Source organism: Streptomyces sp. NBC_01525, assembly GCF_045040405.1.
Taxonomy (GTDB): Bacteria; Actinomycetota; Actinomycetes; order Streptomycetales; family Streptomycetaceae; genus Streptomyces; species Streptomyces benahoarensis.
This window is the reverse complement of sequence record NZ_CP109397.1, coordinates 3,927,424-3,949,907: the sequence shown is the minus strand read 5'-3', so window position 1 is coordinate 3,949,907 and position 22,484 is coordinate 3,927,424. Positions and strand designations below refer to the sequence as shown.

Annotated in this window: 22 protein-coding genes; 11 read left to right on the top strand and 11 right to left on the bottom strand. The window is 71.9% G+C overall.

Annotated features, from left to right (window positions below; all coding sequences use genetic code 11):
• Window positions 1-27 precede the first annotated feature (27 nt).
• Entirely contained in the window at window positions 28-1,017 is a 990-nt protein-coding gene (locus tag OG422_RS17780) for an NAD-dependent epimerase/dehydratase family protein (protein ID WP_405743670.1), read from the top strand.
• 72 nt (window positions 1,018-1,089) lie between these two features.
• On the opposite strand, the gene OG422_RS17775 is transcribed toward OG422_RS17780, so the two are convergent.
• Together OG422_RS17775 and OG422_RS17770 are read right to left on the bottom strand one after the other, a co-directional pair.
• Window positions 1,090-1,326: a hypothetical protein gene (locus OG422_RS17775; RefSeq protein ID WP_143940606.1), complete on the bottom strand. Its 237-nt coding sequence runs from the start codon at window positions 1,324-1,326 to the stop codon at window positions 1,090-1,092.
• Window positions 1,323-1,529: a hypothetical protein gene (locus OG422_RS17770; RefSeq protein WP_143940607.1), complete on the bottom strand. Its 207-nt coding sequence runs from the start codon at window positions 1,527-1,529 to the stop codon at window positions 1,323-1,325. The genes OG422_RS17775 and OG422_RS17770 overlap by 4 nt, the downstream gene beginning before the upstream one ends.
• Window positions 1,530-1,697: 168 nt before the next feature.
• Here OG422_RS17770 and OG422_RS17765 point away from each other — a divergent pair, with 168 nt between their 5' ends.
• Genes OG422_RS17765 through OG422_RS17755 form a run of 3 tightly spaced genes read left to right on the top strand, consistent with a single transcriptional unit; the run spans window position 1,698 to window position 3,354 of the window.
• Window positions 1,698-2,552, top strand: coding sequence for a helix-turn-helix domain-containing protein (locus OG422_RS17765; RefSeq protein WP_405743669.1), 855 nt, complete (start codon window positions 1,698-1,700; stop codon window positions 2,550-2,552).
• Complete coding sequence (locus tag OG422_RS17760; RefSeq protein ID WP_405743668.1) at window positions 2,528-2,824, top strand: DUF397 domain-containing protein; 297 nt, start codon at window positions 2,528-2,530, stop codon at window positions 2,822-2,824. The genes OG422_RS17765 and OG422_RS17760 overlap by 25 nt, the downstream gene beginning before the upstream one ends.
• Entirely contained in the window at window positions 2,821-3,354 is a 534-nt protein-coding gene (locus tag OG422_RS17755; protein WP_405743667.1) for a hypothetical protein, read from the top strand. The genes OG422_RS17760 and OG422_RS17755 overlap by 4 nt, the downstream gene beginning before the upstream one ends.
• Before the next feature lie 215 nt (window positions 3,355-3,569).
• On the opposite strand, the gene OG422_RS17750 is transcribed toward OG422_RS17755, so the two are convergent.
• Window positions 3,570-3,794, bottom strand: a complete 225-nt coding sequence (locus OG422_RS17750; RefSeq protein WP_251076482.1) for a hypothetical protein — start codon at window positions 3,792-3,794, stop codon at window positions 3,570-3,572.
• Between OG422_RS17750 and OG422_RS17745 the strand changes: the two genes are divergently transcribed.
• Both OG422_RS17745 and OG422_RS17740 read left to right on the top strand, forming a co-directional pair.
• Window positions 3,696-4,142: a GNAT family N-acetyltransferase gene (locus OG422_RS17745; RefSeq protein WP_405747853.1), complete on the top strand. Its 447-nt coding sequence runs from the start codon at window positions 3,696-3,698 to the stop codon at window positions 4,140-4,142. The genes OG422_RS17750 and OG422_RS17745 overlap by 99 nt on opposite strands.
• Window positions 4,143-4,414: 272 nt before the next feature.
• On the top strand, window positions 4,415-5,152 hold the full coding sequence (locus tag OG422_RS17740; protein WP_405743666.1) for a VOC family protein: 738 nt from the start codon (window positions 4,415-4,417) through the stop codon (window positions 5,150-5,152).
• A gap of 114 nt (window positions 5,153-5,266) precedes the next feature.
• On the opposite strand, the gene ilvD is transcribed toward OG422_RS17740, so the two are convergent.
• From ilvD to OG422_RS17725, 3 genes are all read right to left on the bottom strand, one after another.
• Entirely contained in the window at window positions 5,267-7,105 is a 1,839-nt protein-coding gene (gene ilvD / locus OG422_RS17735) for a dihydroxy-acid dehydratase (protein WP_405743665.1), read from the bottom strand.
• A 239-nt stretch (window positions 7,106-7,344) separates the two neighbouring features.
• A complete protein-coding gene (locus tag OG422_RS17730) occupies window positions 7,345-8,145 on the bottom strand; it encodes a sugar phosphate isomerase/epimerase family protein (RefSeq protein ID WP_405747851.1) in 801 nt (266 codons plus the stop codon).
• A gap of 38 nt (window positions 8,146-8,183) precedes the next feature.
• Entirely contained in the window at window positions 8,184-9,116 is a 933-nt protein-coding gene (locus OG422_RS17725) for a Ppx/GppA family phosphatase (RefSeq protein WP_405743664.1), read from the bottom strand.
• A 137-nt stretch (window positions 9,117-9,253) separates the two neighbouring features.
• On the opposite strand from OG422_RS17725, the gene OG422_RS17720 reads away from it, so the two are divergent.
• On the top strand, window positions 9,254-10,144 hold the full coding sequence (locus OG422_RS17720) for a hypothetical protein (RefSeq protein WP_405743663.1): 891 nt from the start codon (window positions 9,254-9,256) through the stop codon (window positions 10,142-10,144).
• 97 nt (window positions 10,145-10,241) lie between these two features.
• Here the strand turns inward: OG422_RS17720 and OG422_RS17715 are convergent, their stop codons facing one another.
• Together OG422_RS17715 and OG422_RS17710 are read right to left on the bottom strand one after the other, a co-directional pair.
• On the bottom strand, window positions 10,242-11,198 hold the full coding sequence (locus tag OG422_RS17715) for an SDR family NAD(P)-dependent oxidoreductase (RefSeq protein ID WP_405743662.1): 957 nt from the start codon (window positions 11,196-11,198) through the stop codon (window positions 10,242-10,244).
• A 497-nt stretch (window positions 11,199-11,695) separates the two neighbouring features.
• Window positions 11,696-13,522, bottom strand: a complete 1,827-nt coding sequence (locus OG422_RS17710; RefSeq protein ID WP_405743661.1) for a sigma-70 family RNA polymerase sigma factor — start codon at window positions 13,520-13,522, stop codon at window positions 11,696-11,698.
• A 311-nt stretch (window positions 13,523-13,833) separates the two neighbouring features.
• Between OG422_RS17710 and radA the strand changes: the two genes are divergently transcribed.
• A complete protein-coding gene (gene radA / locus OG422_RS17705) occupies window positions 13,834-15,246 on the top strand; it encodes a DNA repair protein RadA (RefSeq protein ID WP_143940617.1) in 1,413 nt (470 codons plus the stop codon).
• Between the two features lie 131 nt (window positions 15,247-15,377).
• On the top strand, window positions 15,378-16,502 hold the full coding sequence (gene disA, locus OG422_RS17700) for a DNA integrity scanning diadenylate cyclase DisA (protein WP_030288727.1): 1,125 nt from the start codon (window positions 15,378-15,380) through the stop codon (window positions 16,500-16,502).
• Window positions 16,503-16,671: 169 nt separating this feature from the next.
• Here the strand turns inward: disA and OG422_RS17695 are convergent, their stop codons facing one another.
• Window positions 16,672-17,355 (bottom strand): DUF4232 domain-containing protein, encoded by a 684-nt coding sequence (locus tag OG422_RS17695; protein ID WP_143940618.1) that lies wholly within the window; start codon window positions 17,353-17,355, stop codon window positions 16,672-16,674.
• 208 nt (window positions 17,356-17,563) lie between these two features.
• Between OG422_RS17695 and OG422_RS17690 the strand changes: the two genes are divergently transcribed.
• Complete coding sequence (locus tag OG422_RS17690; RefSeq protein WP_405743660.1) at window positions 17,564-19,195, top strand: helix-turn-helix domain-containing protein; 1,632 nt, start codon at window positions 17,564-17,566, stop codon at window positions 19,193-19,195.
• Between the two features lie 169 nt (window positions 19,196-19,364).
• On the opposite strand, the gene OG422_RS17685 is transcribed toward OG422_RS17690, so the two are convergent.
• A complete protein-coding gene (locus OG422_RS17685) occupies window positions 19,365-20,966 on the bottom strand; it encodes an MDR family MFS transporter (protein ID WP_405743659.1) in 1,602 nt (533 codons plus the stop codon).
• 178 nt (window positions 20,967-21,144) lie between these two features.
• On the opposite strand from OG422_RS17685, the gene OG422_RS17680 reads away from it, so the two are divergent.
• Window positions 21,145-21,759: a TetR/AcrR family transcriptional regulator gene (locus OG422_RS17680; protein WP_405743658.1), complete on the top strand. Its 615-nt coding sequence runs from the start codon at window positions 21,145-21,147 to the stop codon at window positions 21,757-21,759.
• Here the strand turns inward: OG422_RS17680 and OG422_RS17675 are convergent.
• The gene (locus tag OG422_RS17675) at window positions 21,741-22,379 is read right to left on the bottom strand and encodes a M23 family metallopeptidase (protein ID WP_143940621.1); all 639 of its coding nucleotides are present in this window, start codon (window positions 22,377-22,379) and stop codon (window positions 21,741-21,743) included. The two genes, OG422_RS17680 and OG422_RS17675, sit on opposite strands and share 19 nt — an antisense overlap.
• Window positions 22,380-22,484 lie beyond the last annotated feature (105 nt).

Below are 22,484 nucleotides of genomic sequence, written 5' to 3'. Positions count from 1 at the left end.
CGGGGCCGTGCGGGGCACAGTCTCCGCATGAAGCTGCTGATGCTGGGCGGAACGGAGTTCGTCGGCCGGTCGGTCGTCGAAGAGGCGCTGGCCCGGGGCTGGCAGGTGACGGTCTTTCATCGCGGGAACTCCGCGCCGCCTCCGGGTGTGGAGGTGCGGATCGGCGACCGGAGCGCCCCGGGCGGGCTCGCCGCCCTGGAGGACGGCACCTGGGACGCCGTCGTCGACACCTGGAAGGGCGCACCGGCCGCCGCCCGGGACGCCGCGCGGCTGCTGTCCGGCCGCGTCGGGCGCCATGTCTACGTCTCCTCCCGGTCGGTGCACCCGGTCCCGTCCGCCGCCGGACTCGACGAGAACGGCCCGGTGGTCGACGCCTCCCCCGACGACACCACCGCCGACGACTACGCACGGGCCAAGCGCGGCGCCGAGCTGGCGATCCAGGAAGCGTTCGGTGACCGCGCGGTACTGGCCCGCGCCGGGCTGGTCCTCGGCCCGTACGAGAACGTCGGGCGGCTGCCGTGGTGGCTGGGCCGCCTCGCCCGGGGCGGGCCGGTCCTCGCCCCCGGGCCGCGCGACCTGCCGCTCCAGTACATCGACGCCCGCGACCTCGCCCGCTGGTCGCTGGACGCGCTGCACGACGGGATACCCGGCGGCGCGTACAACCTGGTCAGCCCGACCGGCCACGCCACCATGGGCGAACTCCTCGACGCCTGTATACGGGTGACCGGCGCGGACGCCGAGTTGCGCTGGGCCGACCCGGAGGCGGTGACCGCCGCCGGGATCGAGCCGTGGACGGAGCTGCCGGTCTGGCTGCCGCCGGGCGAACTGCACGACACGCTGCACCGCGGCGACGTGACAAAGGCGCTGGCCACCGGCTTGCGGTGCCGTCCGGTGGCGGAGACGGTCGCCGACACCTGGGAGTGGCTGCGGTCGATCGGCGGCGCCGTCCCGGCGTACCCGGGGCGGCCCGCGCCGGGCCTGTCACCGGAGAAGGAGGCGGCCTTCTGGGCGGCGTGACGAGCAGCCACACCTGAGCACGGCGGGCCCGGGGCCTGGGCCCGTACGCCAAAGCCCCGGACCCACCCGCCTTCAGTGCCCCGCCCCGTCGTGGCAGGCGCAGGCACACACCTCGCGCCGCACCCCGGGCACGTCGCCCGGCTCCACCCGCTCCTTGTCGCACCACGGATGCCGTCCGACATGGCAGGCGGGCGAGAGATACGGCTTCGGGACGTACGGCCGTACGGTGCCCGCGCCGCCGCGCCGGACGACGCTCACGAGGTACGGCCGGACGGTGCTCATCACGTAGAGGTCGCGTTGCCCGCTCATCCGGCCGCCCCGCGCAGGACGGCGGTCAGCCGCCGTGCGGTGTCGAGGTTGCAGCGCCCCAACTCGATCAGGACGAGCGGGAGCGCGCTGCCGTACGACAACGGGTCGACGCCCAGCGACGGCAGGCCCACGCCCGCCGCCCTGAGCGCCCCGTCCAGCGCGCCGCACACGGCTTCGGCATCCTCGATCTGTTCCGTCCCCATGGATCACTCCTGTGATTTCGGTGTTCGAATGCCGGGACGCGCCACATCAACTACCGTGCGTATTCCGGGTGTTAAGAGAATGCACCCGCGTTGGAGCCCCCTTTCCGCATGTCGGAGTCCCTTCGGTCGCTCCAGAACAAATTTCCACATCTTCTTCGGGAGGTCGTTATGCCGCCCAGGCGCGCGGTCACAGGTCGAAGTCAGGAGCCACGTCAACGTTTTGCGGAAGAGCTGCGATTGCTGCGGCAGCAGAAAGGGGTGAGTCTTCGGGAACTGGGTGAAGCTCTGGGCTGGGATCCGTCCCTCTTCGGAAAAATGGAAGGGGGACAGACAATCGGCAGCCCCGAAGTTGTGGAAGCACTGGAGGTCTACTACGGAACGCCACCGGGCCTGCTGATCGCCATGTGGGAGATGGCGCTCGGCTCCTCGACGCAGTTCCGCGAGCAGTACCGGCGGTACATGACGGTGGAGGCCGAGGCCACGGGGATTCAGTGGTACTCGCCCAGCGTGATCCCGGGGCTTCTTCAGACGCGGGCGTACGCGCGGCGACTGCTGATGCTGGGCAGTCTGGCTCAAGGCGGCGCAGTGGAGCAGCAGGCCGATGCTCGGATGGACCGTCGCGAGGTGCTGTCCGGCAGTTTGGCGCCCCACTTCCGCGCGGTCATCGACGAGGCCGTGCTGCGGCGCCGCCTGCTGGACGACACGGAGTGGCGGGAGCAGCTGGCCCACCTCCTGGACATGGCTGAGCAGGACAACGTCGCCATTCAGGTGCTGCCGTTCGCCGCCGGTCCGTGCGAGTTGATAAACACGGACACCGCGCTCCTCCGGCTGCCGGAGGGCCGCACGGTGGCCTGGGTCGAGACCGGATTCGACGGGCAACTGGTGACCGACAACGGAGGAGTTGAGCGTCTGCAGTTCAGTTACGATCGGCTGCGCGACCACGCTCTTTCCCCGCGCGAGTCCGTCGAGTTCATTCAGCGTCTTCTGGAGGAAATCCCATGTCCGTCCACCGAGTCGAACTGAGCGCACTCCAGTGGCGTAAGTCCAGCTACAGCAACCAGGAGGGCGGGAACTGCATCGAGGTGTCGGACGACCTCCTCACCACCGTCAGCTGGCGTAAGTCGAGCTACAGCAACCAGGAGGGCGGCGCCTGCATCGAGGTCTCCGACGACCTCGCCGCGCTCGTCCCCGTCCGGGACAGCAAGGCTCCCGCTGGTCCGGCGCTCGTCTTCGGGGCGCCGGTGTGGGCCTCGTTCGTCGGGGCCGTGAAGAGCGGGACGCTGTCCGGGCGTTGAGGATCGGGCACGGAAGCGGGCGGCGGCGCGGCGGGCCGATCGCGGCCACGGCGGTGATCGTCGTGGCCGCCGTCTGGTGGCTGGCGTGGTCGTCCGCCGGGGCGGCGCCGCCCCGGGAGAGCCGGACGGCGGCGCTCGCCACCGCGGAACAGCAGGTCCGGACGGTGGCCGCCGACGCCCGTATCGGTATCAGCGGGCGGTACAACCCGGGCGCGTCCTACGAGCGGTGCGACCGGCGCGGCGTCCGGGCGCCCGCCGACAGCCCGTACACCCTGACGTACACCGCGTACGCGGACCTGCCCGACCGGTTCCACATCGCCGCACTGCGACGGCTGCGGGCGGCGCTGGAACGGCGCCACGACGTCGAGGTCACCGCGTACGAGGAACGGCCGCAGGTCCAGGAGGCCCAACTCGACGCCGTCGACCGGCCGCACCGCACCCACCTCGCCGTCGCCTCCGCCAAACCGCCGCACACGGTCCGGCTGGCCGTCGCCACGGAATGCTTCCGGCCACCGGAGGACGGGCGGTAACGGGACCGTGCCCCGGCCGTCCTCAGCCCTCGCCCGCCAGATGGGCGACCACGCGCGGCCTCGCCCACTCCATCACCCCGCACCACAAGTGAGTTGGTGGTGGCCGGGGCGGAATCTCCCGGGCCTCGCGCGACGACCGTGGCTACGGTGGCCCGATGACGGAATTCCACATACTGGACGAACACGCCGCCTGACAGCAGGACTTCGAGCGGCGGCTACGGGACGCGTACCTCGCCGCCGGTCTCGACCCGGAAGCGGCGGCGGCCCGGATCGGCAGCATCCGGGAGCGGGAGAAGGCCGCGGAGTGGACCGCCGCGGAGGTCATCCACGACGGGGCGCGGATCGGGTACGTCGCGAGGGGCATCACCGACGACCACGGCGCGCCCGCGGGCCGCATCGGCGACCTCTGGATCGACGCGGACCACGCCGATCAGGGGCATGAACAAGCCACCCTCGCCTGGGCCGAGGCATGGTGCGCCGCACGCGGCGTCACCTACGGCTTCAGCCTCCACGTCGACCCCGAGCACCGCGGCAAGAGGTACGGCCACGGCGCGATGGCGGCGGGCGAACGGGCCACGCGCGCCGCCGGGGACACGGCCCTGATGTTCACGGTGTGGGGCGGCAATGAGGTGGCGATGAATCTCTACGACAGCGCGGGATACCGGATTCTGGAAACCAACCGGTCGCGGCCTGGCGCCGACCGACTTCCCGGCCGAGCCCCCTCGGGAATCCCGTTGAACCTCCGCCGAATTTCCCGAAGTTGCGCCGCATTTACGGAGGGAACGTGACACCGTGGAGGGGTCGGTGCACCCCTTCCGAATTTCCGGAACGGATTCCCCGCCCCATTCGATCGAAATACTCAACGCCTTTCAAGATCACGTCGCTTGCGGGCCACCCGGGCGGCGGGCCGCCGATGCGGTGTGAACACTCCGTGGTGCAGCTCGACTTCAGCCGGCTGCGGCACGGCCATTCCCGCGGAGCAGGTCCCGATCAACACGAGCGGGAATCGAACATCGAGAATCCGTGCCCGATCCGCAGCTCAAGACCTAGGGTGTGCCGCATGACGCTGCAACTTGTTCAGTTGAACTTCAAGGCCCGGGACGACTCGGCGCTCGGCCAGTTCTGGGCGGAGGCGCTCGGCTGGGGTGTTTCCAGCGAAGGGCCCGGCGTCACCAACCTGGAACCCGTGGGCTTCGACTGGCCGGACCCGTCCGCCCTCTGCATCGACCTCGTCCGTGTCCCGGACCCGGAGACGGTGAAGTACCGCGTGCACTTGGAGCTCGCCACCACCTCCGACGCCCATCAGGCGGAGTGGGTCGCACGTCTGAAGGAGCTCGGGGCGACGCCCGCCGATGGGGGCCGGGGCGACGCGCCGTGGACGGTGCTGGCCGACCCGGAAGGCAACGTGTTCCGCGTCCTGGAACCCCGGGAGCTCTACCGGGACACCGGGCCGGTAGCCGCCGTGGTCGTCGACTGCGCCGACCCGTGGGCCATGGTCCGGTTCTGGGGCGAGGCGATCGACTGGACCGTCCACGAGCTGACCGACGAACGCGCCCTGCTGCGCTCCGTCAAGGGCGTCGGACCGTACCTGGAGTTCCGCCGCACGCCCGACGACGAGATCGTAGGGAACCGCGTCCATCTCGACGTGATGTCCGACCCCGTCGGGGATCAGGCGAGGGAGGTCGCCCGGCTCGAAGCCCTCGGCGCGACACGGGCCGACGTGGGCCAGGGTGACGTCTCCTGGGTCGTCCTGGCCGACCCGGCGGGCAACGAGTTCTGCGTCCTCGGCCGGGGCTGACGCGGAACTCCGTCCGCTCCCTCATGGCGGTGCACGTGTGGGGCCCCCGCCACCCGGCGAGGGCCCCACACCTACGGGATCCGCGTACGGGATCCCGTACGCGGATCCGCTACCTCACCCCAGCTTGCTCACATCGCGCACCGCACCCTTGTCCGCGCTGGTGGCCATCGCGGCGTACGCGCGCAGCGCCTGGGAGACCTTGCGGTCGCGCTGCTTCGGGGCGTAGACGCCGTCGAGCGCCAAGCGGCGGGACTCCAGCTCCGTGTCGGGGACGAGGAGTTCGATGGAGCGGTTCGGGATGTCGATGCGGATGCAGTCGCCGTTCTCGACAAGGGCGATGGTGCCGCCGGACGCCGCCTCCGGTGAGGCGTGGCCGATGGAGAGGCCCGAGGTGCCGCCGGAGAACCGGCCGTCGGTGATGAGGGCGCACGCCTTGCCCAGACCGCGGCCCTTGAGGAACGACGTCGGGTACAGCATCTCCTGCATACCGGGGCCACCCTTGGGGCCCTCGTAGCGGATGACGACGACGTCACCCTCCTTGACCTGCTTCTTCAGGATCGCGTCGACCGCCGCTTCCTGCGATTCGCAGACGACGGCGGGGCCCTCGAACGTCCAGATCGACTCGTCGACACCGGCGGTCTTCACGACGCAGCCGTCCACGGCGAGGTTGCCGTAGAGGATCGCGAGGCCGCCCTCGGTGGAGTAGGCGTGCTCGATGTCGCGGATGCAGCCGCCCGCCGCGTCGGTGTCCAGCGACTCCCACCGCTCCGACTGCGAGAACGCCTTCGCCGAGCGGACGCAGCCGGGCGCCGCATGGAACAGCTCCGTCGCCTCCGCGGACGGGGAGCCGCCGCGGATGTCCCAGTTCTTCAACCAGTCGGCGAGCGAGGGGGAGTGGACGGTGTGGACGTCCTCGTTGAGCAGCCCGGCGCGGTACAGCTCGCCGAGGATGGCGGGGATGCCGCCCGCGCGGTGCACGTCCTCCATGTAGTACGCGCCGTTCGGGGCGACCTTCGACAGGCACGGCAGCTGCCGCGACAGCTCGTCGATCTTCTTCATGTCGAAGTCGAGCTCGGCCTCCTGCGCGGCGGCCAGCAGATGCAGGATCGTGTTGGTCGAGCCACCCATGGCGATGTCGAGGGCGACGGCGTTCTCGAACGCGGCGCGGGAGCCGACCGACCGCGGCAGGACGGTGGTGTCGTCCTGCTCGTAGTGGCGCTTGGTGATCTCGACGACGGTGCGTCCGGCGTTCTCGTACAGCGCCCTGCGGGCGGTGTGGGTGGCGAGGACGGAGCCGTTGCCGGGGAGCGCCAGGCCGATCGCCTCGGCCAGGCAGTTCATGGAGTTGGCGGTGAACATGCCGGAACAGGAACCGCAGGTCGGGCAGGCGTTCTGCTCGATGCGGAGGATGTCCTCGTCGGAAACGTTCTCGTTGACCGCCTCGGAGATGGCGTTGACGAGGTCGAGCTTGCGGACCGTGCCGTCGACCAGCGTCGCCTGACCGGCCTCCATCGGGCCGCCGGAGACGAAGACGGTGGGGATGTTGAGGCGCATCGCGGCCATCAGCATGCCCGGGGTGATCTTGTCGCAGTTGGAGATGCAGATCAGCGCGTCCGCGCAGTGCGCCTCGACCATGTACTCGACGGAGTCGGCGATCAGATCGCGGGACGGCAGGCTGTAGAGCATGCCGCCGTGGCCCATGGCGATGCCGTCATCGACGGCGATGGTGTTGAACTCCCGGGCGATGCCGCCCGCCGCGTGGATCGCCTCGGAGACGATGCGGCCCACCGGCTGGAGGTGGGTGTGGCCCGGTACGAACTCCGTGAAGCTGTTGGCGACGGCGATGATCGGCTTGCCGAAGTCCTCGCGCGCCACGCCGCTGGCCTGCATAAGGGCTCGGGCGCCGGCCATGTTGCGGCCATGGGTAACGGTGCGGGACCTCAGCTCGGGCACGATGGTCACTCCCTCGGGATTCGTCTCGGACGACCGCCGCTGCGGCACCGGAAGGGGACAGGCACCCCGCCGCGTACCGGCGGCGTCCTACATCAGCCGTCCTGTATCAGCTCATCCCGAGACTACGCTGCCGATCCGCGATCCGGACAAGTCCTCCGCATGGTGAGACGGGTGACCGGAGTGCGGACGGGGCCGGGGGGGGCGTCCCTACCGCTTCGGCACCCCGGGAAGTGCCGCCCCTATCGCTTCGGCGACGCCAGATGGAGGCGGGTGAAGGCCAGCGCCTCCGCGAGATCCGCCTCGCGCTCCGCCGCGGACATCGCGCGGCGGGTGTTGACCTCGACGACGACATGGCCGTCGAAACCGGTCACCGCCAGCTGTTCCAGCAGCTCCCCGCACGGCTGGGAGCCGCGCCCCGGCACCAGATGTTCGTCCTTGTTGGAGCCGTTGCCGTCGGCGAGATGGAGGTGCGCCAGCCGGTCGCCCATCCGCCCCACCATCTCCAGCGCCTCGCTGCGCGACGTCGCGGTGTGCGAGAGGTCGATCGTGAAGTGGCGGTAGTCGTCGTTGGTCGGGTCCCAGTCCGGCGCGTACGCCAGCATCTCGCGGTCGCGGTAGCGCCACGGATACATGTTCTCGACCGCGAACCGGACGTCCGTCTCGTGCTCCATCCGCCACACGCCGCGCACGAACTCCCGCGCGTACGACCGCTGCCAGCGAAACGGCGGATGGACGACGACGGTGGAGGCGCCCAGCTTCTCCGCGGCGTTCTTCGCCCGCTGGAGCTTGACCCACGGGTCGGTCGACCACACCCGCTGCGTGATCAGCAGGCATGGCGCGTGCACCGCCAGGACCGGCACGCCGTGGTAGTCCGACAGCCGCCGCAGCGCCTCGATGTCCTGGCTGACCGGGTCGGTCCACACCATGACCTCGACGCCGTCGTACCCCAGGCGCGCGGCGATCTCGAACGCCGTCGCCGTCGACTCCGGGTAGACCGAGGCCGTGGACAGCGCGACCTTCGCATCGGGGATGCGCACCACTGGCTCTGTCACGAGGAACAGCGTACGGGCCGCACCGCTCAGGGCGCGGGCAGGTGATCGAGCCGCCGCAGGATCACGCCCTCACGCAGCGCCCACGGGCCGATCTCCAGCGCATCCACCCCGAACAGGTCCATCGCCGCCTCCGCCACCAGCGCCCCCGCCAGCAGCTGCCGCGAACGTCCCTCGGAGACACCGGGCAGCGCGGCCCGCTGCTGCGCCGTCATCCCGGCCAGCTTCGGCACCCACTCCTCCACCTTCTTGCGCTCCAGCTCCCGCTGGACGTACAGCCCGTCGGAGGAGCGGGCGGCGCCGGTGATCCGGGCCAGCTGCCGGAAGGTCTTCGACGTCCCGACGACGTGATCGGGGGCGCCGAAGCGGGTGAAGTCGCTCACCACCTTCGCGATATCGGCCCGCACCCGGCGGCGCAGCGCCCGTACGTCGTCCGTGCCGGGCGGATCGCCGGGCAGTGCGCCGCTGGTCAGACGGCCCGCGCCGAGCGGCAGCGACGCCGCCGCGTCCGGCTCCTCGTCCAGCCCGTACGCGATCTCCAGGGAGCCGCCGCCGATGTCCAGGAGCAGCAGCCGCCCGGCCGACCAGCCGAACCAGCGGCGGGCGGCGAGGAAGGTCAGGCGCGCCTCGTCCTCACCGGACAGCACCTGAAGCGCGACGCCGGTCTCCTCGGCGACGCGGCGCAGCACCTCCTCGCTGTTGGTGGCCTCGCGGATCGCGGAGGTCGCGAACGGCAGCACGTCCTCGACACCCTTGTCCTCGGCCACCTCCCCGGCCTCCCGGACCGTCGTGATCAGCCGCGCCACGCCCGCGTCGCTTATCGCGCCGTCCGCGTCGAGCAGTTCGGCGAGCCGCAGCTCCGCCTTGTGCGAGTAGGCGGGCAGCGGGCGTGCGCCCGGGTGCGCGTCGACCACCAGGAGATGGACCGTATTCGAACCCACATCGAGGACACCGAGTCTCATACGGGGAAACCTACTGCCCGCGCCCGGGCCCGGAGGGGACCGGGCGCGGGTGTGGGGGCGCTCGGCGGTGGTGCGCGCGCCCCTGGGGTCCGGTCCGGCGGCGACTCGCGAGGCCGGCGGGCCCGTACGCTGGAGTCGTGGCTAAGACGAACAAGGCGAAGCGTGGGAAAACCGTAGAGAAGGGCGCAAAGCGCCAGGCCGGCGCGGCGGGCGCCACGGCCGACGAGGTCGGCCTCGACTTCGCCCGCGCCTGGGTCACCTTCCCGGACCCGGCCGACGACGAGCAGCTCTTCCGCTGCGACCTGACCTGGCTGACCTCCCGCTGGACGTGCATCTTCGGCAGCGGCTGCCAGGGCATCCAGGCGGGCCGCGCCGACGACGGCTGCTGCACGCTCGGCGCGCACTTCTCCGACGAGGAGGACGAAGAGCGGGTCGCCAGGCACGTGGCACGGCTCACCCCCGAGCTGTGGCAGTTCCACGACGTCGGCACGGAGAGCGGCTGGACCGAGGAGGACGAGGACGGCGACCGGCAGACCCGCCGCTGGCAGGGTTCCTGCATTTTCCAGAACCGCCCCGGCTTCGCGGCGGGCGCCGGGTGCTCCCTGCACCTGCTGGCGCTGCGCGAGGGCCGCGAGCCCCTGGAGACCAAGCCGGACGTCTGCTGGCAGCTCCCGGTGCGCCGCACCTACGACTGGATCGATCGGCCCGACGACACCCAGATCCTCCAGGTGACGATCGGCGAGTACGACCGCCGCGGCTGGGGCCCCGGCGGCCACGACCTGCACTGGTGGTGCACCTCCGCCACCTCCGCCCACGGCGCCGGCGACCCGGTCTACGTCTCGTACGAACCGGAACTCACCGAACTGATGGGCAAGGAGGGCTACGCCAAGCTCGCCGAACTCTGCGAGGAACGCCTGGCCGCCACCCTCCCGCTGGCCCCGCACCCGGCGGACCCGGCGAGCCCCCCGAAGTCCGCCCGCTCCGGGAAGGCCGTGAAGCTGGAGGTGCCGGAGGGGGGCGGGGCCTAGAGAGTGCGCAAAGTCCCGTCGTCCGCCCGGAGGACGTCGCGAGCCAGGGCGGGACTTCGGGCGCGCCTTCGGGCGCGTTCCTCGCGCGTGCCTGGGGCTATCCGGGGAGGGTGCCGAGGTCGGCGCCGGTCACGTCACCACTTGCGTCCCACAACCGCGTCGCGGTCACGGTGTCGGCCAAGTGGCTCCACACCGGTTCCCGCCGGGGCTTGCCGCGCAGGCCGAAGACGCGCGGGCCCCATAGTTGTCCTCCGCGCACATTCGGGTCGAGCACCGCCCGGACCGCGGGCCATGCGCCGGCGTGTTTGCCCTGGACGAGGAGGGCGGCTGGTGCCCCGCAGAGCCGCGCACCCGCGGTCCGCGCATGGACCGCCGGCCGTGACGGGGTGAGAGAGTCCAGTGCGCCGCCGGGATGGACCACCACGCTCGCCACCGTGCTGCGGGCGGCGCGCAGACGGCGGTCGAGTTCGAGGCCGAAGTACATCTGCGCCAGCTTGGAGCGTCCGTAGGTGCGCTGGGGCCGGTAGTCCTTCCGGGACTGCAGGTCGTCCAGGTCGAGTCGCTCGGACTTCGCTGCGAAGCTGCCCATGGTCACGACGCGGGCCGCCGGTGCGGCCGCCAGCAACGGCATCAGCCAGTACGTCAGCGCGAAGTGCCCGAGGTGGTTCGTGCCGAACATGAGCTCGTGACCGTCCGCGGTCTCCTTGCGCGGCAGGTCGTCGAGCGCGACGCCGGCGTTGTGGACCACCGCGTCGAGGTATTCCACCCCCAGTGATTCCACTGCTGTTCTGAGCGACGCGAGGTCGGCGAGGTCCAGCCGTACGGCCCGCACCCGCGCACCAGGCACACGCGAGCGGATCGAGGCCGTGGCGGCTTCGGCTCTCGCGGGATTCCGGCTGCCCAGCACGACAGCGGCCCCGGTTCCGGACAACTGCTCCGCGACGAAGTAGCCGATACCCGCGTTGCCGCCGGTGACCAGGAAAATGCTGTCCTCGGCACGCGGTAGCCGTTGAACATCCCAGGGCAGGGCGGACGTGGAGGGCTTGGACGACATGGCGGCGGTGCTCCCTTGCAGTGGAAGGCGGCTGTGGCTGCTCCGCGGGGCAACTCGACCTCCACGGTTCCAGCGGCCACCGACACATCGCCTACAGATCAACGACAGCCCTGCCTGCCGACAGCCCTGCCGTCGCGATGCCGACCCATCGGTTGCCGCTGAGCGTCGCAGTGGCCAACTGGAGCCCTCAAAGACCAACTGAGACGCTCAGCCACACCAGCCCTCTCGTGATCTCAGCTCGGAACGCGCCCAGGGCGGGCCGGGTTCGGCGAAGTCGCTGGAAGGCTGAGGGAGTTCGAGGGCCGGGGGGGGGCTTCCCACCCGTTGACCGTGGGTTCCGCCCGGCCGCCGCAGTGTTCCGCCTGCTCGCTGCGACGTTCCGCCCGCCGCTGCGGCGTTCCGCCGGGCCCGTTCCGGCCTCCCACCTGCCCGTTCCGGCGTTCCACCCGCCCGCTGCGGCGTCCCGCCCGTCCCGTTCCGGCGTCCCGCGTCGCCCCTCAGCGCACCGTGGCCACCGGCGTCGACGAATCCGTAGGCGTCGGCCCCGTAGGTGTGGGATCCGGCGACGACGGGGCGGGGGGCAACGGGCCGGTCGGCCGGGGCGACGGTGTGGCCGGGCGGGTCGGCATGGGTGCCGGGCCCGCGGGGTGCCGCCCGCCCGTGCCCGGGGAACCGGCGCCCCGGCCCTCCAACAGGACCGCGGTGGCGCCCGGCCCGATGACGATGCGGGCCCGCCAGGGCCCGTCCGGCTCCCGGTCGTGGTCGACGTGGACGGTCACCGCCGTGGTCTGTCCCGGCCGCAGCTCCCCGGCCGTCCGGCTGAGCTGGAGCCACGGGGCGCCGGGCGCCGCCGTCCAGCGCACCGGGGTGCCGCCGGACGCGCTGAGCGTGATGACGGTCGTCGCGCCGCGCGGCTGCGCCGTCACCGTCAGCCGCCCGGGACCGGTGGACAGGCGCGACCATGCGCTGTCCGCGGCGGTCACCCGCGCCGCCACGTCCCCCGGCCCCTCGGACGCCGACGGCGAGGAGCGCGGCGTCGTCCCGGCGTTGCCCGCATTCTCGTACGGGCGGCCGTCCAGCCGCCCGCTGTCCGATTCGATGGCCGTCACCGGGGGCGCGCTCTCCGCCGCACCCGGTGCGGGCGCCCCGTGGTACGCCGCCCACAGGGCCAGCACCGGGGCAGCCAGCACGGTGGCGACGATCGTCGTCGTCATCGCGCGGCTGCGCAGCCGCATCCGGCGGGCCACCAGATCCGTCGGGCGGACCGGGAAGCCCCGGCGGTCGTAGCGTGGAGAACCGTTTGCCCCACCGCTGCGGCCCGCCCGGCGCACCCTGCTCGGCACGCCCGAACCGGCCACCCCCTCGGCCCGCCCGGACCGCGCCCGCCGGGCCGCCGCCAGCGCCCCGAACACCGCCTCCCGGGGCGCCGCGACCAGCGGCAGCGTCCCCCGGGCCGCCGGTGCGGTGCCCGGCCAGGGACCGGCGGCCGTCGCGCACTCCGCGGTGCCGCGGCACTCGGCGCAGTCGTCGACGTGCCGCACCAGCTCCCGCCGCAGCACCGCGCCCAGCAGCATCGGGGCGCCCCCGGCCAGCCGCGCCACATCCGGGCAGTGGCCGCGCTCGACGACGGCCAGCGCGGCACGGGTCCGCTCGACCTCGCAGGACGCGGTGGCCAGCAGTGCCCGGGTGGCGACCGGGTCGGTGCCGAGCACCGCGGCCACCTCCGCCGCGGGCAGCCGGTGGCGGACCGACAGCTCCAGGGCCTCGCGCTGCTCCGGCGTCATCCCGGCCGCCTCGGGCCACGCCAGCCTGGCCAGCTCGCGCCGCCCGGCCTCCGGGTCCGCCGCCGGATCCGGCGCGCCGGGATCGGCCAGCCGCCGCAGGCACGCCCAGCGGGCGAGGGCGTAGAGCCAGGGGCGGTACAGGCCCGGATCGCCGGGGCGTCTGCCGTGCTGCCGCTCGGCGAGCGCCAGCGTCTCGCCGAGCACCGCGGCCGCCGCATCGTGCGCGCACAGCACGGACAGGCAGTACGTGAACAACCCGTCCAGATACGGCTCGTAGCCCGCGGCCCGGACGGCGTGCCCCGGACGGCCGGGGATACCGGGGCGCGCGGCATGCGGCTGCGTGCCTGCGGCGCCCGGAGGGCCCGAAGGAGGGGCCAGGACGGGCCAGGCGACACGGACCGACCGCTCGGGGCGGACGGCCTGCTCGGGACGGTCGGACGGCACCGGTCGGCCGGGGTGCTGCGGCCTGCTCCGATGCGAAGCGCCGCTGCGCGACCGGTGTGCGCCGGTGGTGTGCGTGGGGTGCTCGGGCCTGCTCATCACCCCGGCGACGGTAGGGCGATGATCCAGCGGCACTCGCCGTCTGGCCGCTCATTCAACCCTAACGAGTGAGCGTCTCACTCAAAAGGGGACATGAACCACCCGTTCCGCCCAAGCCTCCCGAACGCGACGGGGTGGGGCGCACGGCCCCGGGCCCTACGGCGGGGCGGGCGGCGCGATGGCAGGCCCGGCGCCGCAGCGGTCCGGCGAGCGGTGCGACGGCGGCCCGACCCGGCGTCCGTGGCGCCTCGGTGGATGCGCCGCCGCCCTCCGTCGGCCCCGCTGTCACACCCCGCCGTTACGGTGACGTCATGGCAACCCGTAAAACGTCGGCCAAGGAGCGCCCCTCCTACCGTTGCACCGAGTGCGGCTGGACCACCGTGAAGTGGCTCGGGCGCTGTCCCGAATGTCAGGCGTGGGGCACGGTCGAGGAGACCGGCGGCGCCGGGGCGGTCCGCACCACCGCGCCCGGCCGGGTCACCACCGCCGCCGTCCCCATCGGCCAGGTCGACGGCCGCCGGGCCACCGCCCGCTCCAGCGGCGTGCCCGAGCTGGACCGCGTGCTCGGCGGCGGCCTCGTCCCGGGTGCCGTCGTGCTGCTCGCCGGGGAGCCCGGCGTCGGCAAGTCCACCCTCCTGCTCGACGTCGCCGCCAAGGCCGCGTCCGACGCGCACCGCACCCTCTACGTCACCGGCGAGGAGTCCGCGAGCCAGGTACGGCTGCGCGCCGACCGCATCGGCGCGCTCAGCGAAGACCTCTATCTGGCCGCCGAGACCGACCTCTCCGCCGTCCTCGGCCACCTCGACGACGTCAAGCCGTCGCTGCTGGTCCTCGACTCCGTGCAGACCGTCGCCTCCCCGGAGATCGACGGCGCCCCCGGCGGCATGGCGCAGGTCCGCGAGGTCGCCGGGGCCCTCATCCGCGCGTCCAAGGAGCGCGGGATGGCCACGCTCCTCGTCGGCCATGTCACCAAGGACGGCGCCATCGCGGGCCCCCGCCTGCTGGAGCATCTCGTCGATGTGGTCCTGCAGTTCGAGGGCGACCGGCACGCCCGGCTGCGGCTGGTCCGCGGCGTCAAGAACCGCTACGGCACCACCGACGAGGTCGGCTGCTTCGAGCTGCACGACGAAGGCATCACCGGCCTCGCCGACCCCTCGGGCCTCTTCCTGACCCGCCGCGCCGAGCCGGTACCCGGCACCTGTCTGACCGTCACCCTGGAGGGCCGCCGCCCGCTCGTCGCCGAAGTCCAGGCGCTCACCGTCGACTCGCAGATCCCCTCGCCGCGCCGGACCACCTCCGGCCTGGAGACCTCCCGCGTCTCGATGATGCTCGCCGTCCTGGAACAGCGCGGCCGGATCAGCGCCCTGGGCAAGCGCGACATCTACAGCGCCACCGTCGGCGGCGTGAAGCTCACCGAGCCCGCCGCCGACCTCGCGGTGGCGCTCGCCCTGGCCAGCGCCGCGAGCGATACCCCGCTGCCCAAGAACCTCGTCGCCATCGGCGAGGTCGGGCTCGCCGGGGAGGTCCGGCGCGTCACCGGCGTCCAACGGCGGCTCGCCGAGGCCGCGCGGCTCGGCTTCACCCACGCGCTGGTGCCGTCCGATCCGGGCAAGATCCCCGACGGTATGCGGGTGCTGGAGGTCGCCGACATCGGCGAGGCGCTGCGGGTGCTGCCCAAGCGACCCCGGCGAGCGGCCCCGCAGGAGGAAGAGGTCCGCCGGTAGACTCTGCCCCGGTCCCGCCCGCCCCACCGCGGTCCTGCCGCCGGGACACGTACGCTCCCTGGTACGCCGCAGGACACCACGGCAGGGGCCGGGCGGCTGCGGACCGACAGACCTTGCGACGGAGGAGTGCAGTGGCAGCCAACGACCGGGCATCGTCTCCCGGAAGGTCCGGCGGGGGTTCCGGCACCGACGCCCTGATGCGCGCCTCGCTGAGCGCGGTCGCCCCCGGTACGGCCCTGCGTGACGGACTCGAACGCATCCTGCGCGGCAACACCGGCGGACTGATCGTCCTCGGCTTCGACAAGACCGTCGAGTCGATGTGCACCGGCGGGTTCGTGCTGGACGTCGAGTTCACCGCCACCCGCCTGCGCGAACTGTGCAAGCTGGACGGCGCGCTCGTGCTCGACAAGGACATCAGCAAGATCCTGCGCGCCGGGGTGCAGCTGGTGCCGGACGCCTCCATCCCCACCGAGGAGACCGGCACCCGCCACCGCACCGCGCAGCGCGTCTCCATCCAGGCGGGATTCCCGGTCGTCTCGGTGAGCCAGTCGATGCGGCTGATCGCCCTGTATGTCGACGGGGAGCGGCGCGTCCTGGAGGAGTCGGCGGCGATCCTCTCCCGCGCCAACCAGGCGCTGGCGACGCTGGAGCGGTACAAGCTCCGCCTCGACGAGGTCGCCGGTACTCTCTCCGCCCTGGAGATCGAGGACCTGGTGACGGTCCGGGACGTCTCCGCCGTCGCGCAGCGCCTGGAGATGGTCCGTCGCATCGCCACCGAGATCGCCGAGTACGTCGTCGAACTCGGCACCGACGGCCGCCTGCTGACGCTCCAGCTGGACGAGCTGATCGCCGGTGTCGAGCCCGAGCGCGAGCTGGTCGCCCGCGACTACGTCCCCGAGCCGACCGCCAAGCGCTCCCGCACCGTCCCCGAGGCGCTGGCGGAGCTGGACGCGCTCACCCACACCGAACTGCTGGAACTGCCGACCGTCGCCCGCGCGTTGGGCTACAGCGGCTCGCCGGAGACGCTGGACTCCGCCGTCTCGCCGCGCGGCTTCCGGCTGCTGGCGAAGGTGCCGCGGCTTCCCGGCGCGGTCATCGACCGTCTCGTCGACCACTTCGGCGGCCTCCAGAAGCTGCTGGCCGCCAGCGTCGACGACCTCCAGGCGGTGGACGGCGTCGGCGAGGCCCGCGCCCGCTCGGTCCGCGAGGGCCTGTCCCGCCTCGCCGAGTCGTCCATCCTCGAACGGTACGTCTGACGGAGGCAGGACCGGGGGCGTTGACGTACGGGCGTGCCGTACGGGCCCCGGGCTTCCGCGGGCACGGCCCGGCGCGGGGTGCGCCGGGCCGTTTCCGTGTACGGGCTCCGCGCCCGCCGGGCCAGGGGAAGGACGTCGCCGGGCGCGGAGGCCTGGGGAGCGCATCGGCTCAGAAGGAGAGGGCGACGCTGGGGTCGGTCTGCCAGTAGGTGACGAACGCGTTGTCGTCAACCTTGGTGCCGTCCGGCAGGGCGAGGCTGACGCTGTGACCGGCGTCGGGCTCGTTCTCGTCCCTGCCCTGGAAGTGAATCTCCAGGTTCCGGGCGTCGCGCAGGTGGGTGTCGTCGCCCGGCTCACCCGTCAGACCGACACCGGCGTACGCCGACTCACCGGGCTCGACGCTGACGACGGCCTGCGGCTTGGAGTCGTCCAGCACGCGGGTGGCGGCCTGGTCCTCGTCGAAGCGGAGCATGGGGGCGACGAACGCCTCGCAGCGCTTGCTGCCGGTGTTGGTGATCTTGATAAGCAGGTGGTTGATCGGGCGGGGCGCCTGCGAGACCTCGGCCTTCACGGTGGCGCCGGTGCAGGGGGCGGTCGCCTGGGCGTCGTCGCCGTCGGCGTGGTTCTTACCGGCGTCGTCGCCGCGCTCGGTGGAGGCGCGTGCCTCACCCTTACCGCCGCTCTGACCGCCCTTGACGTCGGCGGTGCTCTTCCCCTGCTCCTCCGACGCGGAGGGCACGGACTTGAGGGCGTCGTCCTTACCGTCCGCAGGTCCGCAGGCGGTCAGGGAGAGGGCAGCAAGGGCGGTGACGGCGAAGAGGGCGGGCTTGCGGACACGGCGAAGAGCAGACATGACGAACCTCAGGTACGTGGTGGAAGTGGATGACCGCGGTGGCTGAGAACCTCAACGCCGCGGCGTGGTCACTACATTCACCGTTCCCCTCCCCACCCCGCAAGGATGTGGGGCTCCTTCGGGACGCCGGAATGATTCCACCCCGTCTGGCCTGCGGAGTTGTCCACAGCCTGGAACGCTTGCCTGGAACGCGTGGAATAGTTGAGGCATGACGAAGGACGAGGGGGAGGGCTCCTTCGCGGCCATGCTGCGGGAGTTGAAGGGACGCACGGGACAGAGCTACGGCACGCTGGCGAAGCGTCTGCACGTGAGCACGTCAACGCTGCACCGCTACTGCAACGGCGACGCGGTACCCGCCGAGTTCGCATCCGTCGAACGCCTCGGGCGGCTCTGCGGCGCGGACTCGGACGAACTGGTCGAGCTGCACCGGCGATGGATCCTGGCGTCGGCCACCCGGGGCGGGAAGAAACGCCCGGCGGGGGCAGCCCGGGAGGAGGCACCGGAGCCGGAGACGGATGCGGTGCCCGCACCGGGTTCGGCCTCCGCACCGGGTTCGGCCTCCGCACCGGAGCCAAGCGGTCCGAAGCCGGATGCCGAGCCGGGGCCGACGCCTGATCCGGAGCCGACGCCGGAGTTGACGTCCGAGCCGGCGCCGGGTGGCGCGGCGGGGCGGATGCCGGAGTGGGCGCGGGGCGCGGGGATGGCGGCCGTGGGCGGGGAGCGGCCCGGACCGGCTCCGGTCGATACGGCTCCGGGCCCGGGGGTGCGCCCGGACGGAAGGGCGGCCCGGAACGCGGCCCATCCCGTTCCGGCGGAGCCTCCGCGCTCGGCCGACCGCGCGGACGAGGAGGCGGCCGAGAACGCGGCCTTCACCGTTCCGCCGAAGGCATCCCGGAAGCGGCGCTCGCTGCTGATCACCTCCGCGGTGGCCGTCGTCGCCGCGCTCGCGGTCACCGTCGCGTACGGCGTCTCGGGGGACGACGCCGCCCACCGCGTCACCACCGCCCACGACGGGGACGCGCAGAACGGCGAGCGCGACGCGCCGGCCGACGGCACCCCGTCGGCGACCGCGAAGGAGAAGGGGAAGCCGGAGAAGGGGGACGGGAAGGAGAAGGACGGGAAGAAGGACGCGTCCGCCCCACCCGGCAAGGGCGGCCAGGGCCCGTCCGGCGCCCCCTCCGCCTCCACCGGATCCGGCAGTGGTCACTCCGGGGGCAGTGTGCCGCTGTCGGCGAACGTCCGCCCGTACGTCTGGGGGGACGACCTGCCCTGCTTCCAGACCTTTCTCATCAACCGGCCCCCGGAGAACATGCCCGGCACCCCGCAGACCGGGGACACCGTCGGCTGGGCCCGCAGCCTCGGCGGCGTCGACGCGGAGCATTCGCGCATCGGCGTGGTGGTCCGTGGCACGGAGAAGGAACCGGTGGTGCTGGAGGCGCTGCGCGTCCAGGTCGTGGGCCGGGGCCCGGCGTTGGGCTGGCAGCACTACAACCCGTCGGGCGGCTGCGGCGGCGGGCTGACCCCGTCGTCGTACTCCATCGCCCTCGACAACACCAGCCCCGTCGTCAAGGCGGTACCCGGTGAGCAGGCGGGGAAGACGATCCCCGCCAAGCCGTTCCCGCGCACCGTCAGCGCCACCGAGCCGGAGGCGCTGGCCATCCGGGCGGACGCTGTCTCCTGCGACTGCAGTTGGTACCTGGAGCTGGACTGGAGCAGCGGCAAACGCAGCGGCACCCTCCCCATCGACGACGGCGGCCGCCCGTTCCGCACCAGCGGCGCCGCCAGCCGCACGACCTACACATACGGCGGCGACCCCGCCAAGTGGTGGGGCGACGGCTGACCCGCCACCCGCCGGGCGGCGCGCCCTGGAACGTTGGCCATGGAACGCAGGAATCGGGCCGGACCGTTGGCCATGGAACGGCCGTAGGCCCTGGAACATTGGCCACGGAATGCACGAAGCGGCCCCCGCCGGAGCGGGGGCCGCTGGTCGTATGTGCGGGTCAGGCCGGTCAGACCGGTTCGGCGACGGGCGCCGGGGCGATCTCGTCCTTCTCGGCGGCGGGGCTGACCGGACCGCCGCGCAGCGGGATCTCCTTGAGGAACCACGCCGCGACGAAACCGATGATGCTGACCATCGCGCCCCACAGGAACACATGGTGCGTACCGGTCGAGACCGCGTGCAGATACGCGTCCTTCACCATCGGCGGCAGCTGCGCCAGGCCCTTCGGGTCCAGCTGCGCGGCACCGCCGGACGGCAGCTTGCCGCCCGCCGCGCCGAGCCGCTCGCTCATCGTGTCCTTCACCTGCTGGGTGAAGACCGCACCGAAGATCGCGACACCGAAGGAACCACCGATCGTCCGGAAGAGCGTGGCGGACGACGAGCCGACGCCCATGTCCTTCATCTCCACGCTGTTCTGCGCGATCAGCATCGTCGTCTGCATCAGAAAGCCCATACCGGCGCCGAGCACCGCCATGTAGAGACCCGAGGTGAAGCGGGTGGTGCCGACGTCCATCAGGGACAGCAGCGCCAGACCGACGGTGATCAGCCCGCCGCCGATCACCACGAAGACCTTGTACTTACCGGTCGTGGTGGTGACCCGGCCCGCGAACAGCGACACCGCCATCATCGCCAGCAGCATCGGCAGGAGCAGCAGCCCGGAGTTGGTGGCCGAGGCGCCCTGCACCGTCTGCTGGAACAGCGGCAGGAAGGTCATCGACCCGAACATCACGAAGCCGACGAGGAAACCGATCAGCGTGACCAGCGAGAAGTTGCCGTTCCGGAAGATGTGCAGCGGCAGCACCGGCTCCGCGACCTTCCGCTCCACCAGCACGAACAGCACGAGCGCGACGACCGCGCCCGCGCCCAGCCCGATGATCTGCGGCGACGCCCAGTCGTACTCGGTCCCGCCCCACGTCGTCATCAGCACCAGCGCGGTGATGCCGACGGTGAGCAGCACGGCACCGATGTAGTCGATCCGCGTCTGCGCCCGCTTCTTCGGCAGATGCAGCACCGCGGTGACCATGGCGAGGGCCACGGCGCCGAGCGGCAGGTTGATGTAGAAGCTCCAGCGCCAGCCGAGGTGGTCGGTGATGGTGCCGCCGACCAGCGGCCCGCCGATCATGGCGATGGCCATGACACCGGCCATCATGCCCTGGTACTTACCGCGCTCCCGCGGCGGAATCAGATCACCGATGATCGCCATGACGCCGACCATCAGACCGCCGGCACCCAGCCCCTGCACGGCACGGAAGCCGATGAGCTGACCCATGTCCTGGGCCGCGCCGGAGAGCGCCGAGCCGATCAGGAAGAGCACGATGGACGACAGGAACACGCCCTTGCGTCCGTACATGTCGCCGAGCTTGCCCCAGATCGGGGTGGACGCGGCGGTGGCGAGCGTATAGGCGGTGACCACCCAGGACAGGTGCTCAAGACCGCCCAGTTCGCCGACGATCGTGGGCATCGCGGTGCCGACGATCATGTTGTCGAGCATCGCGAGCAGCATCGCGATCATCAGCGCGAAGAGCACCACGCGCACGCTGGCGGGCTGCTTGCCCGCCGTCTGCTCCTGCTGGTCCCCCTGCGCCGGTTCTGCCTTGTCGGCCGTTGCCATGCCGTCCCCCGTCGGGGTCGCTCTCCGCGACATCCCCATCACTCTCACTTACTCCCACTTACTTGCCGCCCGGCTAGTTCAGTACAGTGAGGAAAGGTAAGACGTCACTAGCCGGTCGTCAAGTAAGTTTCTTTCTTGGCCCGCCCGGAGCACCACACCGAGGACGCAGGAGAGCACCATGGGCACAGGTCAGGCGCGCAGGGGCAACACTCGCCGACGCATCCAGGACGCCGCACTGGAACTGTTCTCCGCGCACGGCTACGAGAAGACCTCACTCCGCGAGATCGCCGAGCGGCTGGACGTCACCAAGGCGGCGCTCTACTACCACTTCAAGACCAAGGAAGACATCGTCATCGGGCTCTTCGAGGACGCGGCGCAGCCGATCGACGAGCTCCTCGCCTGGGGGCGGGCGCAGCCGCGCACCACGGAGACCAGGACCGAGCTGGTCCGCCGCTACGCCGAGGCGCTGCGCAACGCCGAATCGCTGTTCCGCTTCGTCCACGAGAACCAGGCGACGGTGCGGGATCTCAGCATCGGCGAGATCTTCAAGCGGCGGGTGAGGGAGCTGTTCGACCTGCTCAAGGACCCGGACGCCGAGCTGGTCGACCAGATGCGGTGCCTGACCGCGGTCCACGCACTGCACGCGGGTCAGTTCACGGTGCAGCACGTCGAAGGCGACCCCGAGGAGAAGCGCGAAGCCATCCTCAGGGTCGCCACGGAACTGGTCACGGCGGCCAACCCGCCGCACCGCCGGCCAGCCCGGCCGGACTCAGCTCAGACGGAGTCGCCGTGAGCCCGCAGGAATCCGGTCGGCTCGATGCCCGACCCGTAGTTGGGGCCGGTGCGGACCTCGAAGTGCAGGTGCGGGCCGGTGGAGTTACCGGTGGAGCCTGACAGGCCGATCTGCTGACCGGTCTTGACCGCCTGGCCCACGCTCACCTGGATGTTCGACAGGTGGGCGTACTGGGTGTACATGCCGTTCGGGTGCTTGACCACGATGGCGTTGCCGTACGCGGGACCGTCGCCGCCGCCGTTCGGACCGGCCTTGACCACGACGCCCTGGTGCACGGTCTTGACGGCAGTACCGGTCGGCACGACGAAGTCCTGACCGCTGTGGTTGTGCGACCAGTGGCTACCGGCGAGGCCGAAGGTGGAGCCGAGGGTGTAGCTGTCGACCGGCTTGACCCAGGCGTCGGCGGCCTTCTTGGCGCTCTGCACGGCCTTGGTCTGCGCGTCGGCCTGCTTGGCGACAGTGGAGCTCACATTCGAGGTGAGGCTCGTCAGCCCGGAATCCGCGGCGTTCGCAATTCCCGCACCCAGGGCGACGGAGGCGCCGAGACCGACGGTGACAGCCACCGCACGGGTACGGAGAGCGGACTTCTTGGAATTGCGGAGCTTGGCGAACTTCGACATGCGGGTTGCACCTCCGGAAAGGAACGAAAAGGGATCTGCGACCCGGCTGCGGACCGGCATCGCCATTCCTTGGTAACCCGCCATCGCCGTGCTGCCAAGGGCCCT

Bases quoted from the DNA above. Each gene is read 5' to 3' on its own strand.
- OG422_RS17780 (WP_405743670.1), top strand. From the start codon at position 28: ATGAAGCTGCTGATGCTGGGCGGAACGGAGTTCGTCGGCCGGTCGGTC.
- OG422_RS17775 (WP_143940606.1), bottom strand. From the start codon at position 1,326: ATGAGCGGGCAACGCGACCTCTACGTGATGAGCACCGTCCGGCCGTAC.
- OG422_RS17770 (WP_143940607.1), bottom strand. From the start codon at position 1,529: ATGGGGACGGAACAGATCGAGGATGCCGAAGCCGTGTGCGGCGCGCTG.
- OG422_RS17765 (WP_405743669.1), top strand. From the start codon at position 1,698: ATGCCGCCCAGGCGCGCGGTCACAGGTCGAAGTCAGGAGCCACGTCAA.
- OG422_RS17760 (WP_405743668.1), top strand. From the start codon at position 2,528: ATGTCCGTCCACCGAGTCGAACTGAGCGCACTCCAGTGGCGTAAGTCC.
- OG422_RS17750 (WP_251076482.1), bottom strand. From the start codon at position 3,794: ATGCCCCTGATCGGCGTGGTCCGCGTCGATCCAGAGGTCGCCGATGCG.
- OG422_RS17740 (WP_405743666.1), top strand. From the start codon at position 4,415: ATGACGCTGCAACTTGTTCAGTTGAACTTCAAGGCCCGGGACGACTCG.
- OG422_RS17725 (WP_405743664.1), bottom strand. From the start codon at position 9,116: ATGAGACTCGGTGTCCTCGATGTGGGTTCGAATACGGTCCATCTCCTG.
- OG422_RS17715 (WP_405743662.1), bottom strand. From the start codon at position 11,198: ATGTCGTCCAAGCCCTCCACGTCCGCCCTGCCCTGGGATGTTCAACGG.
- OG422_RS17710 (WP_405743661.1), bottom strand. From the start codon at position 13,522: ATGAGCAGGCCCGAGCACCCCACGCACACCACCGGCGCACACCGGTCG.
- radA (WP_143940617.1), top strand. From the start codon at position 13,834: ATGGCAACCCGTAAAACGTCGGCCAAGGAGCGCCCCTCCTACCGTTGC.
- OG422_RS17695 (WP_143940618.1), bottom strand. From the start codon at position 17,355: ATGTCTGCTCTTCGCCGTGTCCGCAAGCCCGCCCTCTTCGCCGTCACC.
- OG422_RS17690 (WP_405743660.1), top strand. From the start codon at position 17,564: ATGACGAAGGACGAGGGGGAGGGCTCCTTCGCGGCCATGCTGCGGGAG.
- OG422_RS17685 (WP_405743659.1), bottom strand. From the start codon at position 20,966: ATGGCAACGGCCGACAAGGCAGAACCGGCGCAGGGGGACCAGCAGGAG.
- OG422_RS17680 (WP_405743658.1), top strand. From the start codon at position 21,145: ATGGGCACAGGTCAGGCGCGCAGGGGCAACACTCGCCGACGCATCCAG.
- OG422_RS17675 (WP_143940621.1), bottom strand. From the start codon at position 22,379: ATGTCGAAGTTCGCCAAGCTCCGCAATTCCAAGAAGTCCGCTCTCCGT.